Annotated in this window: 13 protein-coding genes; all 13 read right to left on the reverse strand. The window is 64.2% G+C overall.

The features are described 5' to 3' along the window. Positions 1-189: 189 nt before the first annotated feature. The gene (locus LJ656_RS05245; protein ID WP_230508209.1) at positions 190-2,625 is read right to left on the reverse strand and encodes a 3-hydroxyacyl-CoA dehydrogenase/enoyl-CoA hydratase family protein; all 2,436 of its coding nucleotides are present in this window, start codon (positions 2,623-2,625) and stop codon (positions 190-192) included. 111 nt (positions 2,626-2,736) lie between these two features. Continuing rightward, complete coding sequence (locus tag LJ656_RS05250; protein WP_230508210.1) at positions 2,737-4,524, reverse strand: acyl-CoA dehydrogenase C-terminal domain-containing protein; 1,788 nt, start codon at positions 4,522-4,524, stop codon at positions 2,737-2,739. Between the two features lie 94 nt (positions 4,525-4,618). After that, positions 4,619-5,218 (reverse strand): TetR/AcrR family transcriptional regulator, encoded by a 600-nt coding sequence (locus LJ656_RS05255; protein ID WP_230508211.1) that lies wholly within the window; start codon positions 5,216-5,218, stop codon positions 4,619-4,621. 296 nt (positions 5,219-5,514) lie between these two features. Further along, entirely contained in the window at positions 5,515-6,771 is a 1,257-nt protein-coding gene (gene clsB, locus LJ656_RS05260; protein ID WP_230508212.1) for a cardiolipin synthase ClsB, read from the reverse strand. Then, the gene (nudB, locus tag LJ656_RS05265) at positions 6,768-7,286 is read right to left on the reverse strand and encodes a dihydroneopterin triphosphate diphosphatase (RefSeq protein WP_230508213.1); all 519 of its coding nucleotides are present in this window, start codon (positions 7,284-7,286) and stop codon (positions 6,768-6,770) included. The genes clsB and nudB overlap by 4 nt, the downstream gene beginning before the upstream one ends. 255 nt (positions 7,287-7,541) lie before the next feature. Beyond that, positions 7,542-9,341, reverse strand: coding sequence for an aspartate--tRNA ligase (gene aspS, locus LJ656_RS05270; protein WP_230508214.1), 1,800 nt, complete (start codon positions 9,339-9,341; stop codon positions 7,542-7,544). 75 nt (positions 9,342-9,416) lie between these two features. After that, complete coding sequence (locus LJ656_RS05275; protein WP_230508215.1) at positions 9,417-10,073, reverse strand: DUF502 domain-containing protein; 657 nt, start codon at positions 10,071-10,073, stop codon at positions 9,417-9,419. Positions 10,074-10,149: 76 nt separating this feature from the next. Next, positions 10,150-10,482 carry an FmdB family zinc ribbon protein gene (locus tag LJ656_RS05280; protein WP_230508216.1) on the reverse strand — a complete coding sequence of 111 codons (333 nt, stop codon included), beginning with the start codon at positions 10,480-10,482 and terminating at the stop codon, positions 10,150-10,152. A gap of 190 nt (positions 10,483-10,672) precedes the next feature. Continuing rightward, a complete protein-coding gene (locus tag LJ656_RS05285) occupies positions 10,673-11,296 on the reverse strand; it encodes a methyltransferase domain-containing protein (RefSeq protein WP_230508217.1) in 624 nt (207 codons plus the stop codon). Positions 11,297-11,338: 42 nt separating this feature from the next. Further along, positions 11,339-12,916, reverse strand: coding sequence for a ubiquinone biosynthesis regulatory protein kinase UbiB (ubiB, locus tag LJ656_RS05290; RefSeq protein ID WP_230508218.1), 1,578 nt, complete (start codon positions 12,914-12,916; stop codon positions 11,339-11,341). A gap of 15 nt (positions 12,917-12,931) precedes the next feature. Next, the gene (locus tag LJ656_RS05295; RefSeq protein ID WP_230508219.1) at positions 12,932-13,576 is read right to left on the reverse strand and encodes a ubiquinone biosynthesis accessory factor UbiJ; all 645 of its coding nucleotides are present in this window, start codon (positions 13,574-13,576) and stop codon (positions 12,932-12,934) included. 170 nt (positions 13,577-13,746) lie between these two features. Then, on the reverse strand, positions 13,747-14,742 hold the full coding sequence (locus tag LJ656_RS05300; RefSeq protein WP_230508220.1) for a Tim44 domain-containing protein: 996 nt from the start codon (positions 14,740-14,742) through the stop codon (positions 13,747-13,749). A 37-nt stretch (positions 14,743-14,779) separates the two neighbouring features. Beyond that, positions 14,780-15,511 carry a bifunctional demethylmenaquinone methyltransferase/2-methoxy-6-polyprenyl-1,4-benzoquinol methylase UbiE gene (ubiE, locus tag LJ656_RS05305; RefSeq protein WP_230508221.1) on the reverse strand — a complete coding sequence of 244 codons (732 nt, stop codon included), beginning with the start codon at positions 15,509-15,511 and terminating at the stop codon, positions 14,780-14,782. Positions 15,512-15,527: the final 16 nt, after the last annotated feature.

Below are 15,527 nucleotides of genomic sequence, written 5' to 3' on the forward strand. Positions count from 1 at the left end.
AGCGCTTACTCTGGTCCCATGTACGGGTTGCCTGGTTAGCGCTTTAGCGCTTACTCTGGTCCCATGTACGGGTTGCCTGGTTAGCGCTTTAGCGCTTACTCTGGTCCCATGCAACTGGTTGCCAGACGGGGATTAGCGCTTGGCGCCAACGATTCCCGCCCCATGCAGTCTTGTTGCGATCAGCCGCTCTTAATTGCGCACCGGCTTGCCGGTCTGCAGCATGCCCATGATCCGTTCCTGCGTCTTCTGCGTGCCGAGTAAATCGACGAACGCACGGCGCTCGAGTTGCAGCAGCCACTCTTCGTCGACCAGGCTGCCCGCTTCCACGTCACCGCCGCAGATCGCCTCGGCGATCCGGCTCGCGATCAGGAAATCGTGCTCGCTGATGAAGCGGCCGTCGCGCATGTTCACGAGCGACGCCTTGATCGTCGAGATCGCCGAGCGGCCCGCGACCGGCACCGCCACCGCGCGCAGCGGCGCGCGGTACCCGGCGGCGGCAAGCGCGCGCGCTTCCTTCTTCGCGACGTCGAGCAGCTCGAACACGTTGAAGACGATCGTATCGGACTGCTTCAGATAGCCCATCGTGCGGGCGTCGAGCGCGGACGCCGAGACCTTCGCCATCGCCGCGTTCTCGAACGACTTCTGCAGGAACTTCAGCAGATCGCTGGTCGCGCCGACCTGGCCCGCGGCTTCGGCCGCGCGCAGCGCCGCTTCCTTCAGACCGCCGCCGGCCGGCACCAGACCCACACCGACTTCGACGAGGCCCATATAGCTCTCGATGTGCGCAACCCGCTTCGCGCTATGCAGCGCGAGCTCGCAGCCGCCGCCGAGCGCGATCCCCGAGATCGCCGAGATCACCGGCACGTTCGCGTACTTCACGCGCAGCATGCCCTGCTGGAATTTCTTCACGAACGGCTCGATGCCCTTCGCGCCGCCCATCATGAACGCGGGCATCGCCTCTTCGAGGTTCGCGCCCGCCGAGAACGGACCGCCCGGCGTGCCGAGCTTTAGCGACGTGGGCTGCCACACCACCAGCCCCTTGTAGTCCTTTTCGGCCAGCTCGATCGCTTGCGTCAGACCGTCGATCACCGACGGTCCGATCGTGTTCATCTTGCTCTTGAACGACACGATCAGCACGTCGTCCTCGCCCGCGCGATCGTCGACCCATGCGCGCACCGCGTCGGTTTCGAACAGCGTCTTGCCGTAGGTCTTCGGATCGGCACCGGTTTCGCCGGCGAGCGGCGCGCGGAACACCTGCTTCCTGTACACGTCGAGCGACGAGCGCGGCACGAAGCGCTGCGCGGCCGGCGACCACGAACCTTCGGCGGTATGCACGCCGCCCTGCTCCGCGACCGGACCTTCGAACACCCACGACGGCAGCGGCACGTTCGCGAGACCCTTGCCCGCCGCGATGTCTTCCTGCACCCACTCGGCGACCTGCTTCCAGCCGGCGGTCTGCCAGCCTTCGAACGGGCCCTCGTTCCAGCCGAAGCCCCAACGGATTGCGAGATCGACGTCGCGCGCGTTGTCGGCGATCGACTCCAGATGCACCGCGATGTAGTGATAGACGTCGCGGAAGATCGACCACAGGAACTGCGCCTGCGGATGCTGCGTTTCGCGCAGCAGCTTCAGACGTTCGGCAGCCGGACGCTTGAGAATGCGGCCGACGATCTCGTCCGCCTTCGCGCCACCGTCGACGTACTCGCCCGTCTTCGGATCGAGCACCTTGATCGCCTTGCCTTCCTTCCTGTAGAAGCCGCCGCCGCTCTTCTGACCGAGCGCGCCCTTCTTCACCAGTTCAGCCAGCACGGCCGGCGTTTCGTAGACCGGGAAGAACGGATCGTCCGGCAGCGTGTCCTGCATCGTCTTGATCACGTGCGCCATCGTGTCGAGACCGACCACGTCGGCGGTGCGGAACGTCGCCGACTTCGCGCGGCCCAGCCGCGAGCCGGTCAGGTCGTCCACTTCGTCGAAGCGCAGACCGAACTTCGCGGCCTCGGCAATCACCGCGAGGATCGAGAAAATGCCGACCCGGTTCGCGATGAAGTTCGGCGTATCCTTCGCGCGCACCACGCCCTTGCCGACCACGCTGGTCAGGAAGGTTTCGAGCTGGTCGAGGATTTCCGGGCGGGTCGTCGCGGTCGGGATCAGTTCGACCAGATGCATGTAGCGCGGCGGATTGAAAAAGTGCACGCCGCAGAAGCGCGCCTTCAGCTCGTCGGAGAATCCTTCGGACAACGCAGTGATCGACAGACCCGACGTATTGGTCGCGAAGATCGCGTGCGGCGCGAGATGCGGTGCGACTTTCTTGTACAGGTCGTGCTTCCAGTCCATCCGTTCGGCGATCGCTTCGATCACCACGTCGCATTCGGCGAGCTTGGCGATGTCGTCGTCGTAGTTGGCCGGCTGGATGTATTGCGCGTCGTCCTTCACGCCGAACGGCGCCGGCGACAGCTTCTTCAGATTCTCGATCGCCTTCAGCGCGATCGCGTTCTTCGGGCCTTCTTTGGCAGGCAGGTCGAACAGCAGCACGGGCACCTTGGCGTTGATCAGGTGCGCGGCGATCTGCGCGCCCATCACGCCGGCGCCGAGCACGGCTACCTTGCGAATGATCAGATTGCTCACGTCGTTTCTCCGGGGAGTTATGCGGTAGTGCGAAGCGTCAGACAGGCTTCGCGCAGAATGTGACGGCAGCGAGGCGGCGCAGCGTGCGGCGCCTCGCGTGACGGGCCGGCGTCAGAACAACGCTTCTTCGACGTCCATCATCGGCTTCGAACCGGCGCGCGCCTGGCGGATCGTCATCGCGGTTTCGGGCAGCAGCTTCGCGAAGTAGAAGCGCGCGGTGGCAAGCTTGGACTTGTAGAACGGATCGCCCGACGCTTCCTTGTCGAGCGCGATGCGTGCCATGCGGGCCCAGAAGTACGAGAACACCAGGTGGCCGACGGTGCGCAGATACGGCACCGCAGCGGCGCCGACTTCGTCCGGGTTCTGCATCGCCTTCATGCCGATTTCCATCGTCAGCTTCTGGACCTTTTCGCCGATGTCGGCGAGCGGGTTCACGAACTCCTGCATTTCCGGCTTGATGCCTTCGCCTTCGACGAACGCGGCGACCAGCTTGCCGAACTTCTTCATCTTCGCGCCCATGTCGCCGAGCACCTTGCGGCCGAGCAGGTCGAGCGACTGGATGCCATTGGTGCCTTCGTAGATCATGTTGATACGCGCATCGCGCACGTACTGCTCCATGCCCCACTCGGCGATGAAGCCGTGGCCGCCGTAGATCTGCATCGCGTGATTGGTGCCTTCGAACGCGTTGTCCGACAGGAACGCCTTCAGGATCGGCGTGAGCAGCGCGACGAGGTCGGCCGCTTCCTTGCGCTCGGCTTCGTCCGCGTGCGAGAGCTCTTTGTCGATATGCAGCGCGGCCCAGTAAGAGAACGCGCGGCCCGCTTCGGCGTAGGCCTTCTGCGTGAGCAGCATGCGGCGCACGTCCGGATGCACGATGATCGGATCGGCGGCTTTCTCCGGCGCCTTCGGGCCGGTCAGCGAACGCATCTGCAGACGCTCTTTCGCGTAGGTCAGCGAGTTCTGATACGCAACTTCAGTCAGCCCCAGGCTCTGCATACCGACGCCCAGACGCGCGGCATTCATCATCACGAACATCGCGTTCAGGCCTTTGTTCGGCTCGCCGACGAGCCAGCCCTTCGCGTTGTCGAGATTGATCACGCAGGTCGCGTTGCCGTGAATGCCCATCTTGTGTTCGATCGAGCCGCACTTCACGCCGTTGCGCTCGCCCGGTTCGCCCGCGTCGTTCGGGATGAACTTCGGCACGATGAACAGCGAAATGCCCTTGGTGCCCTTCGGCGCATCGGGCAGACGCGCGAGCACGAGGTGCACGATGTTTTCCGCCAGATCGTGTTCGCCGCTCGAGATGAAGATCTTGGTGCCGCTGATCGCGTACGAACCGTCGCCGTTCGGCTCGGCCTTGGTACGCAGAATGCCGAGGTCGGTGCCGCAATGCGGCTCGGTCAGACACATCGTGCCGGTCCAGGTGCCGGCCACGAGCTTGGGCAGATAACGCTGCTGCAACTCGGGCGTGCCGTGTGCGTGCAGACATTCGTACGCGCCGTGCGACAGGCCCGGGTACATCGTCCACGCCTGGTTCGCCGAATTGAGCATTTCATACAGCGCGTTGTTGACGAACGCGGGCAGCCCCTGGCCGCCGTACTGCGGATCGCAGCCGAGCGCCGGCCAGCCGGCTTCCACATACTGTTGATAGGCTTGCCTGAAACCCTTCGGCGTGGTGACGACGCCGTCGCCGACGTACGTGCAGCCTTCCTGATCGCCGCTATGGTTGAGCGGGAACAGCACTTCGGAGCAGAATTTGCCGGCTTCCTCGAGCACCGCGTTGATCGTGTCGGCATCGAGATCCGCGTGCTTCGGCATTTGCCGGAGTTCGGCTTCGACGTTGAGCAGTTCGTGCAACACGAATTGCATGTCGCGCAGCGGCGCGGCGTACTGTCCCATGACTCTCTCCAAGTTTGACAAGAAGCCAGGCCGCTGGCTGAGTCCGTCGACGGACTTTCGGCGCCGCGCGTTGCCGGCGGAGCCGGCGACGCGCCTAACGGCTTTCGCTCTGATACGAATTAATCAGTTTTTCCAGCGCGGCCCACGTCAGACGCACCGCATCGGGCAGATGCAGGAAGCGCGCGTCGTGATGCAGACCGAGCGTGACGCTATACAGTTCGAACAGCATCAGTTGCGGATCGGTATCGGCCCGCAGATGCCCTTCTTCCATCGCCTGCGATATTGCGCGCGTGAGCGCCGCTCGCCACATCGTCACGCTCGCCACCAGCTGCTCGCGCACCTGGCTGTCCGCGCGATCGTCGTACTCGACCGCACCGCTGATATAAATGCAGCCGGTCGTGACTTCCTGGATGCGCTTTTCGATCCAGCGGGAAATCATCGCGCGCAGGCGCGGCAGACCTCGCGGCTCACGCAAGCTCGGGAAGAACACCTCCTCTTCGAAGCGGCGGTGATATTCGCGTACGACCTCGACCTGCAGATCCTCGCGCGACCCGAAATGCGCGAACACTCCACTCTTGCTCATCTGCATACGCTCGGCGAGCAGGCCGATGGTCAGACCTTCCAGTCCGTCACGGCTTGCCAGATCGAGTGCTGCATCGAGAATCGCGGCTCGCGTTTGTTCGCCTTTTCGCATAGCTTTTTTACCGTTCTAATGTGACCAGAATTAAAAACGAACGGCCGTACTATTATTGTGGGCGACCGTCCGCTAAACAAGGACTTTATTAGAAACCGGTTTCTAACCCGGCCTCTAATGTTGCGGTTTTCGTCAATCAGATCAATCAGATTTTTAGAGGCGTTTGCCTTGTGTCAAGGCTTGCCGGTCGGCACGCGCCTGTTCTCTTTCTGTGTTGCGTGCGCTGCACTTGCATCGCTGCTCCGCACCTGCTGTAACGGCTCACATCGTACGGCAAGCAGGGAGCCGGGGTGCCGCTAGTCGTAACCGCCAACCGTCAACACTTTCATCGCCACGCGGTAGCTCGTGTACGCGATCCAGCTGATCGCGCGCACCCGTGCCGGGCGCTTTTCATAGTGCGCTTCATCGATCGGGCGCGCGTCCGCGACCGCGCCGAGAATCGCCTCGCGCAAGCGCGCAATCGACTGATCATTGACCAGCACGACGTTCGCCTCGTTATTCAGCATCAGGCTCAACGCATCGAGATTCGACGAGCCGACGGTGCCCCAGTTGGAGTCGACCACCGCGACCTTGCCGTGCAGCAGCGTCTTCTCGTACTCGGCGATCTGCACGCCCGCGCGCAACAGCGCGTTGTAGAGAAACGGCACCGCGTAATCGAGCGCCTTAAACTCCTTGCGGCCGATGATCAGCTTCACCTCCACGCCGCGCCGCGCCGCGTACACCAGCGCGCGCCGCAGCTTGCGCCCGGGCATGAAGTACGGATTGGCCAGCAGGATTTCGTGGCGCGCCTGGCCGATCGCGGCGAGGTAGGCCTTTTCGATCGCGCGGCGGTTGATCAGGTTGTCGCGCGCGACGAACGCAACGCACGGCTCGCCGCCCGCCCACAGTTCCTCGTTGCGACGCCGGCGGCGCCGCCGCAAGCTGCCGAGCGAGCTCGTGTCGTGCGGCGACAGGTCCGGCTTGATCGAGTCGAGCGGCCGGTGGCCGACGTGAATGCGCCGCCACTGCACCTCGATCGCGTCGCGGATGTCGCTGACTACCGGGCCGCGCAACTCGACCGCGAAGTCCCAGCGGCGGTACGGCAGCTTCTGGCCGTTGTTCTCGTAGTCGTCGACGATGTTGATGCCGCCGCAATAGCCGACCTCGTTGTCGACCACCGCGAGCTTGCGGTGAGTACGCGAAAAGCCGAAGCGGCCGAAGATATGCGGGTTGTAAATGCGATGCTCGATGCCGGCGGCCGGCCATTGCTCGAACATTTTCAGCCGCGCGGTGCCGATGCCGTCGGTGATCACGCGCACCCGCACGCCGCGCTTCGCGGCGCGCAGCAGCGCGTCGTTGACCGCCTGGCCGGACTCGTCGTCGCAGAAGATGTAGGTTTCGAGGGCGACGCTTTGCTCGGCGGCATCGATGCGCTCGATCAGCGCGTCGAAGAACTCGTCGCCGGAGCGCAGCAGCTTGACCTCGTTGTTACTGGTGAAGCGGTAGCGCTGCCAGTAACGGCGGCCGAGCAGCGTGTGCCGCAGACGGGAGAAACGACCGCCGCCTGCGCTCACTGGCTGCGCTCCCCGGCGAGCGGGCCGGCCTGGGTGCCGACGACCGCGCGTGCGCCGAGCCGGCGTGGCAACTGCAGGATCGCATCGGCATTCGACGCGGAGAAGCAACGCGACGCCGCCTCTTCATACGGCAGCCACTGAAACGCGGTGTGCTCGCGCGGCGCGAGCGTCACGTCGATGCGCTCGGGCACCTCGAGGCTGAACCAGTGCTCGGTGTTGTGGATCACGCCCGCTTCGTAGCGGTGGCGAAATTCCGGGTAGATCTCGTAGTCGATCGAGTATTGCCAGTCGAACAGCGCGGTGCGAGGCACCAGCGCGCCGCCGATCATGATGCCGGTCTCCTCGCCGACCTCGCGCACCGCCGTGTCGGCGAGCGGCTCGTCGATACGATCTTTCGAGCCCGTCACCGACTGCCAGAAGCCGGCATGGTCGGCGCGCTCGAGCAGCAGCACATCGAGCGCGGGCGTATGAATAACGACGAGGACGGACTGCGGAATTTTCGGCGGTTTCGGCATGGCTGAAAACGAGGCGCGACGCGCGCGCGGTACATGTCGGATGACAGTCGAAAGGGTCGGAAAACGGTGGCTTCACTGTAACGCAAAAAACGAAAAAGGCGCTGAGGCGGGGTCACCTCAGCGCCTTTTCATAGCGCGTGTGTCGCTTTTTTGCGGCGGCGGGTCGGGCGCTCACCTGCTGCTTGCAGGGTGTCGCCGACAGCGGACAGCCCGCCGCCAAACCTACGGGCCGCGGGCGGCGGCCCCTCGTCTTACTTACACCTTCGGTTCCGGCGAACGCAGACGGATGTGCAGTTCGCGCAGCTGACGCTCGTCGACTTCGCTCGGCGCCTGCGTGAGCAGATCCTGCGCACGCTGCGTCTTCGGGAACGCGATCACGTCGCGGATCGAGTCGGCGCCGGCCATCATCGTGACGATGCGGTCCAGACCGAATGCGATACCGCCGTGCGGGGGCGCGCCGTATTGCAGCGCGTCGAGCAGGAAGCCGAACTTGGCCTGCGCTTCTTCCGCGTTGATCTTCAGCGCGCGGAACACCTTGCTCTGCACTTCCTCGCGGTAGATACGCACCGAGCCGCCGCCGATTTCCCAGCCGTTCAGCACCATGTCGTAGGCCTTGGCGAGGCAGCGTGCCGGATCGGTTTCGAGGTACTCGAGGTGCTCGTCCTTCGGGCTCGTGAACGGGTGATGCGCGGCCACGTAGCGGTTATCTTCCTCGTCGTATTCGAACATCGGGAAGTCGATCACCCACAGCGGCTTCCAGCCCGACTGCACGAGACCGTTGGCCTTGCCGAATTCCGAATGACCGATCTTCAGACGCAGCGCGCCGAGGCTGTCGTTGACGACCTTCGCGCGATCCGCCGCGAAGAAAATGATGTCGCCGTCTTGCGCGCCGGTGCGCTCGATGATCGCCTTCAGCGCTTCGTCGTGCAGGTTCTTGACGATCGGGCTTTGCAGACCGTCACGGCCCTTCGCAACTTCGTTGACCTTGATCCACGCGAGGCCCTTCGCGCCGTAGATGCGCACGAATTCCGTGTAGCTGTCGATGTCGCCACGCGAGAGCTCGCCGCCCTTCGGCACGCGCAGCGCCGCGACGCGGCCGTCCTTCGTATTGGCCGGCGTGCTGAACACCTTGAAGTCGACGTCGCGCATCGCATCGGTCAGCTCGGTGAATTCGAGCTGCACGCGCAGGTCCGGCTTGTCCGAACCGAAGCGGCGCATCGCTTCCGCGTATTCCATCACCGGGAATTTTTCGGCGAGTTCGACGTTGATCGTGGTCTTGAACACGTGACGGATCATCGCCTCGAACAGATCGCGGATTTCCTGTTCCGTCAGGAACGAGGTTTCGCAGTCGATCTGCGTGAATTCCGGCTGACGGTCGGCGCGCAGGTCTTCGTCGCGGAAGCACTTGGTGATCTGGTAGTAACGGTCGAAGTTCGCGACCATCAGCAGCTGCTTGAACAGCTGCGGCGACTGCGGCAGCGCGAAGAACTGACCCGGGTTGGTACGCGACGGCACCAGGTAGTCGCGCGCGCCTTCCGGCGTGCTCTTCGTCAGCATCGGCGTTTCGATGTCGATGAAGCCCTGTTCGTCGAGGTACTTGCGCACTTCGATCGCGACGCGGTAGCGCAGACGCAGGTTGTGCTGCATCTGCGGACGGCGCAGATCGAGCACGCGATGCGTGAGGCGGGTGGTTTCCGAGAGGTTGTCGTCGTCGAGCTGGAACGGCGGCGTGACCGACGCGTTCAGCACGATCAGCTCATGGCACAGCACTTCGATCTTGCCGCTCTTGAGCGACGCGTTCGTGGTGCCTTCCGGACGGCCGCGCACGACGCCCTTGACCTGCACGCAGAACTCGTTGCGCACGCCTTCGGCGACCTTGAACATGTCGGCGCGATCCGGGTCGCAGACGACCTGGACGAGCCCTTCGCGATCGCGCAGGTCGATGAAGATGACGCCGCCATGGTCGCGGCGGCGGCTTACCCAGCCGCACAGCGAGACGGATTGGCCCAGCAGTTCTTCGGTCACCAGACCGCAGTATTCAGATCTCATCGACATGATGTTTGTCTTTCGTTTTGCATTGGTTGATCGGCGCGCCGCAGGCGATCCTGCATGAAACGTTGCGCACCGGCATTACAGCGGAGGCTCGACGGTGGTGCGGCGCACCGGCGCCGGCGGCGGCGCGGACGGCGCCACGACGCCCATCGAAACGATGTACTTGAGCGCAGCGTCGACGGTCATGTCGAGCTCGATCACTTCGCTTTTCGGCACCATCAGGAAGAAGCCGGACGTCGGGTTCGGCGTGGTCGGCACGTACACGCTGACGTAGTCTTCCCGCAGGTGATTGACCACGTCGCCGCCCGGCACGCCGGTCAGAAACCCGATCGTGTAGGAACCGCGGCGCGGGTACTCGATCAGCAGCGCCTTGCGGAACGCGTTGCCGCTGCTCGACAGCAGCGTGTCGGACACCTGCTTGACGCTGGTGTAGAGCGGGCCGACCACCGGAATGTGCGCGACCAGCAGCTCCCACCACTGGACGAGCTTCTGCCCAATGAAGTTCTGCGTCAACAGGCCGACGACAAAGATGAACGCGAGCGTGAGCACCGCGCCGAGGCCCGGCAGCCGATAACCGATCGCGCGTTCCGGCTGCCACGACATGGGCAGCAGCAACAGCGTCTGGTCCATCGTGCCGATGATCAGACCGAGCACCCACAGTGTGATGGCCAGAGGCACCAGCACCAGCAGGCCAGTCAGAAACACCGATTTGAGCGTGGTTTTTTTCGTCGTCATGTGTACCGCCAGAAAGCCGCGTGAGCCGAGGCCCGCCGCGCGACAGATGCGCCGCCCACGCAGGGCGGCTGTGCTACTAGGCGCTGCCGGAGCCGCTCGGGCTCGAGGCGGGCGCCGCCGCAGCGGAGGCAGCGGGCGCGGCAGGGGCTGCGGCCGGTGCGTCCGAAGTCGCGGCGGCCGGCTCGGACTTCGTTTCCGAGGTGGCCGACGCGCTGGTTCCGCCGCTGCCGCCGCGGAAATCGGTCACATACCAGCCCGAGCCTTTCAGCTGGAAGCCGGCAGCGGTGAGCTGCTTGCTAAAAGTGTCTTTTCCGCACTCGGGGCACTGCGTCAATTGGGGGTCGCTCATCTTCTGGAGCACGTCCTTCCCGAAACCGCATGACCCGCAACGATAAGCGTAGATCGGCATGATCGTTTCCTACTCCAAATCCCTACTGAAATCTTGTAAACGCTTGCAAAGCCTTGAATTATAGCCGCAAACGATGGCCGCTCCCCGGTTTTCGGGAAGCGGGCGCGCGACGCGCGCGCCGTCGCGTCAGTTGGGGGCGGCCCGCGCCACTGTCAAGAGCGCGCCGCGTGATACGGTGCGGTCCGCGCCGTTATGCGCGTCGCCGCCAGCTCAGCCAACGCTCGCGGCCGGCGAACACGGCGATCGAATCGGCCACCGGCTCGTCCTCGATCAGCTCGAAGTGCGGCGCAAATAGCGCGTCGAGTTCGGCTCGCTCGGTGCCAAACGGCGGCCCTTTCGGCGTCGCGCCGAGAAAAAAGAATCCCGCGAGCAAGCCGCCGGGCGGCAACAGCTCCGCCATCCGCCGCACGTAGTCGGCGCGGCGCGCCGGGGGCAACGCGCAGAAAAACGCGCGCTCATAAATCCACGCCGGTTCGAACGGCGGCTCATAAGTGAAAAAATCCGCCTGCTCTACCAGTTGGGCGTCCTGCGCGCCCAACTGCTCGCGCGCCGCCGCAACCGCCGCCGCCGAGAAGTCGATCGCGCGCACCGGGTTGCCCTGACGCGCGAGCCACACCGCTTCGTACGCACTGCCGCAGCCGGGAATCAGCACCGCGGCGTCGCGATGACGTTCGGCAAACACGCGAAACGCGGACGGCACACCAGCCTGGTCCCACGGCGTGAAGTGGCGCTCGAAGCGTTCGTCCCAGAACTCGGGCGAGTTCGGATCGCGGGTCTCGAAATCGGGCGCAGAGGGTTGGGTCGGATCGCTCATCGGATACCTCGTGCAGTTGCGGCCGGCCAGCGTCAGCCGCGCTCAGCCGCCGTAAGCGAACATCAGGAACGCCCGCGCGAGCACCGCGCCGACACCGACCGCGACGCCAAACAGCAGCAGGCCTTGCAGCAGTCGATTGGTGCGCTTCTGCTCGAGCAGGATCTGGCGGATCACGTCGTCGTTCGCGCCGCCGACCGGGTTGTGATGCTCGGCCAGCGCGTAATGGATCAGACGCGGCAGTTGCGGCAGCGTCTTGCTCCACTGCGGCACTTCGATTTTGAGCCGCTCGTACCAGCCGCGCAGACCAATCTGCTCGTTCATCCAGCGTTCGAGATAGGGCTTCGCGGTCTTCCACAGGTCGAGTTCGGGATCGAGCGAACGGCCCAAGCCTTCAACGTTCAGCATGGTCTTCTGCAACAGCACCAGTTGCGGTTGAATCTCGACGTTGAAGCGGCGCGAGGTCGAGAACAGCCGCATCAGCACCTGGCCGAGCGAAATATCTTTCAGCGCGCGATCGAAATACGGCTCGCAGACCGCGCGGATCGCGCTTTCCAGTTCTTCGATGCGAGTGGTCGGCGGCACCCAGCCGGACTCGAGATGCAGCGTCGCGACGCGATGGTAGTCGCGCTTGAAAAACGCAAGGAAGTTCTGCGCGAGGTAATTCTTATCGAAGTCCGACAGCGCGCCGATGATGCCGAAATCGAGCGCGATATAGCGTCCGAAGTGCGCCGGATCGAGACTCACCTGGATGTTGCCCGGGTGCATGTCGGCGTGGAAAAAGCCGTCGCGGAACACCTGCGTGAAGAAGATTTCGACGCCTTCGCGCGCGAGCTTCGCAATATCGACGCCGGCCGCGCGCAGCGTGTCGACCTGGCTGATCGGCACCCCGACCATCCGCTCCATCACCAGCACCGTCGGCGTACAGAACTCCCAGTACATCTCCGGCACCATTAGCAGGTCGAGTCCCTGGAAGTTGCGCCGCAACTGGCTGCCGTTGGCCGCCTCGCGCATCAGATCGAGCTCGTCGTGCAGATACTTGTCGAATTCGGCGACCACCTCGCGCGGCTTCAGGCGCTTGCCGTCGGCCCACAGGCGCTCCGCCCACACCGCGATGTCGCGCAGTAGCGCGAGATCGGAATCGATCACCGGCAGCATGTTCGGGCGCAGCACCTTGACCGCGACGGCCTTACCCGCATGCTGACCGGCCTTGACTTTCGCGAAGTGAACCTGCGCGATCGACGCGCTCGCGACCGGCACCCGCTCGAAGTCGTCGAACAGCACGTCGACCGGCGCGCCGAGCGACTTCTCGACCAGCGCGATCGCGACCGCCGAGTCGAACGGCGGAACCTGGTCCTGCAGCTTCGCGAGTTCGTTCGCGATGTCGACCGGCAGCAGATCGCGGCGCGTGGAAAGCACCTGGCCAAACTTGACGAAGATCGGCCCGAGACTTTCGAGCGCGAGCCGCAGACGCACGCCCGGCGGCGCATCGAACTTGCGGCCGAGCGTGGTGATACGCAGCAACAAACGCACGCGGCGATCGTTGATGCGGCTGAGCATCATCTCGTCGAGACCGAAGCGGATGACGGTGAAAAATATTTTGAGGAAACGCAGAAAACGCATGACTGGGCCCGGTGACTAGCGCGTGCCGCGCGACGTGGCGGCGCCGCCCGGCGCATGCGCGCCTCGGGCTTCGACCTTCTGTTCGAGACGCTCGATTCGCTTTTCGACACGCGCCAGCGCATCGCGCGCGCGCGCCAGCTCGACGTTGAAATCCGCGAGCGCTGCGCGGCGCACCAGTTGCGGATTTTCGTCGAGCAGATATTCGGCCGCGGTATCGAGCAGATTGCGGCCGGTGCGTTGCACGTGCCCGCCGATCGAGCGCACCAGTGAAGCAATGCGCCACGCCGGCCCATCGCCGATCAGCTTCGACAGATCCTCTTCCGGCTCCCAGCGCAGATGCTCGGCAAGCTTTGCGATCACCGTTGCGAACTCGGCATCGCCTTCGATCTTCACGTGCTTCATCACGGCGGCCTGGCCGCCTTGCAGGAACGCCGGCAGCGCGTCGGACGGCACTGAGACCGTCACATCGAACTGAGGCGCATCGGATTCGTCGACAGTGCCGAGGTAGCCGTCCGGTTGCACCAGCAACACCAGTACGACAGGCGGACATGACAGACGGGCGGTCTTGCCCGCGTAGGGGACGAGGCGCTCGCGAGCCCACGATTCGCGGGCGAGCAGATGATTGACAGCAGCAGCGAAGGGCTTGGCGGCAAGGGTCATCGAAAGTGGCAAGAAAAAACCCGCGCGAGCCAGGTGCTCGCGCGGGTTTCTATTGTAACGTCCGTTCGCTTCGCGGCCTGCTATGCCGAACGGCCTATGCGATGCATCGGCGACGAACCGGATCAACGCCGCGCGGGGCTTTTGTGAGCCGCGCGCGGCGCTTCAGCACTTCAGTGCTGTTCGACCTGCTGAATGCCGGCAAGCAGCCAGCCTTCGCCGGCACGATTCGCCTTCGACAGATTCCAGACTTCGACGAACGGCTCGGCCGCCGCACCCGGCTGTTCGCGAATCAGCCCGGAGAAGCGCACGCTCGCGAGGTACTCGTTGCCGCGCTCCTCGACGCCGAGCAGATCCGCATTCAACTGGACGACATCGGTCTGGTTCGACTGCGCGCCGCGCGACGCGAGGTCGACGCGCACTTCAGCGAACATTTCCGGCGTGGTGAATTCGCGGATATCGTCGACGTTGCCGACGTCCCACGCGGCTTGCAGGCGCACGAAGTACACCTTCGCGTTGCGCAGGAACGCTTCGGAGTCGAAGCCGGCCGGCACCGACGGCGTCGCGCCGACTGCCGGCGTGGTGAGCGGATTACCTTGCGGCTCCAGGTACGAACCGGTAGGCGGCGCGCTGTAGCGCGGCTCCTGCGTATAGCCGGTCTGGCTCGTGTTCAGCGACGGCGCGGCGCCCGCATACGCCGGCTGCGACCCGGCGCGCTTGCGGTTGGTGAAACGGCGAATCAGCCAGATGACGACCATCGCGATCAACGCGATCACGATCACGTTCGCGAACATGCCGGCGAATGCTTCGCCGAGGCCGAAGTGAGACAGCAACGCGGCGATACCGAGACCCGCGGCGAGACCCGCGATCGGCCCGAGCCAGCGGTTGCGATTAGGTGCCGCGGGCGGCGTCGGCGTGGGGGTCGGCGCGCGCTGCTGCTGGAGAGCCTGGCTGTTCTGGCCCGGCTGCGACGGCGGCGGGCTCTGGTGCTGCTGCTGAACGGTGTTCGACTGACGGCCGATGCTGCGGCCGCCGCCCATGCGGCGGGCTTCGGCGTCGATAGAGGCAAGGGTGCCGGTCATGATCAGACCGACCATCGCGATCAGTCCGATTCTTCTCGCCAGCGACCGCTTGACCTTACAGGGAGATAACAACGTGGAATCGGACATTTCGGAATTTCCTTTAAAAATCGATGGGTTAGGGACCCTAGTATTTCGTCCCCACATGTAACGCTACCACGCCAGCTGACAAATTGTAATATTTGACGCCGTCGAGACCCGCTTGTTCCATCATTGTCTTCAAAGTTTCCTGGTCCGGATGCATGCGAATCGACTCCGCCAGGTACTGGTAGCTGTCCGCGTCCTTGGCGAAACGCTCGCCGAGCCACGGCAGCACCTTGAACGAGTACACGTCGTAGACCTTCTTGAGCGGCTCCCACACCTTCGAGAATTCCAGCACCAGCAGACGTCCGGCCGGCTTCAGCACGCGCCGCATCTCGGCGAGCGCGACGTCCTTATGGGTCATGTTACGCAGACCGAACGCGACCGTGACGACGTCGAAGTAGTTGTCCGGAAACGGAATTTTCTCGGCGTCGCACAGCAGTGTCGGGGTGATGACGCCCTTGTCCAGCAGCCGGTCGCGGCCCACCCGCAGCATCGATTCGTTGATGTCGGTATGCCAGACTTCGCCGCTCTCGCCCGCCTGCTTCGCGAATGCCTTCGACAGATCGCCGGTGCCCCCCGCGATATCGAGCACCCGGTAGCCCGGCCGCACATTCGCCTGGGCAATCGTGAACATCTTCCACGCGCGGTGCAATCCGCCCGACATCAGGTCGTTCATCAAGTCGTAGTTGGAGGCCACCGAGTGGAACACCCCCGCCACCTTCTGCGCCTTGTCCTGTTCGTCGACCGATTGAAAGCCGAAGTGGGTTTTGCTCATCGCGCTCGTCCTTTCG

This window comes from Paraburkholderia sejongensis (assembly GCF_020880815.1).
Lineage (GTDB): Bacteria > Pseudomonadota > Gammaproteobacteria > Burkholderiales > Burkholderiaceae > Paraburkholderia > Paraburkholderia sejongensis.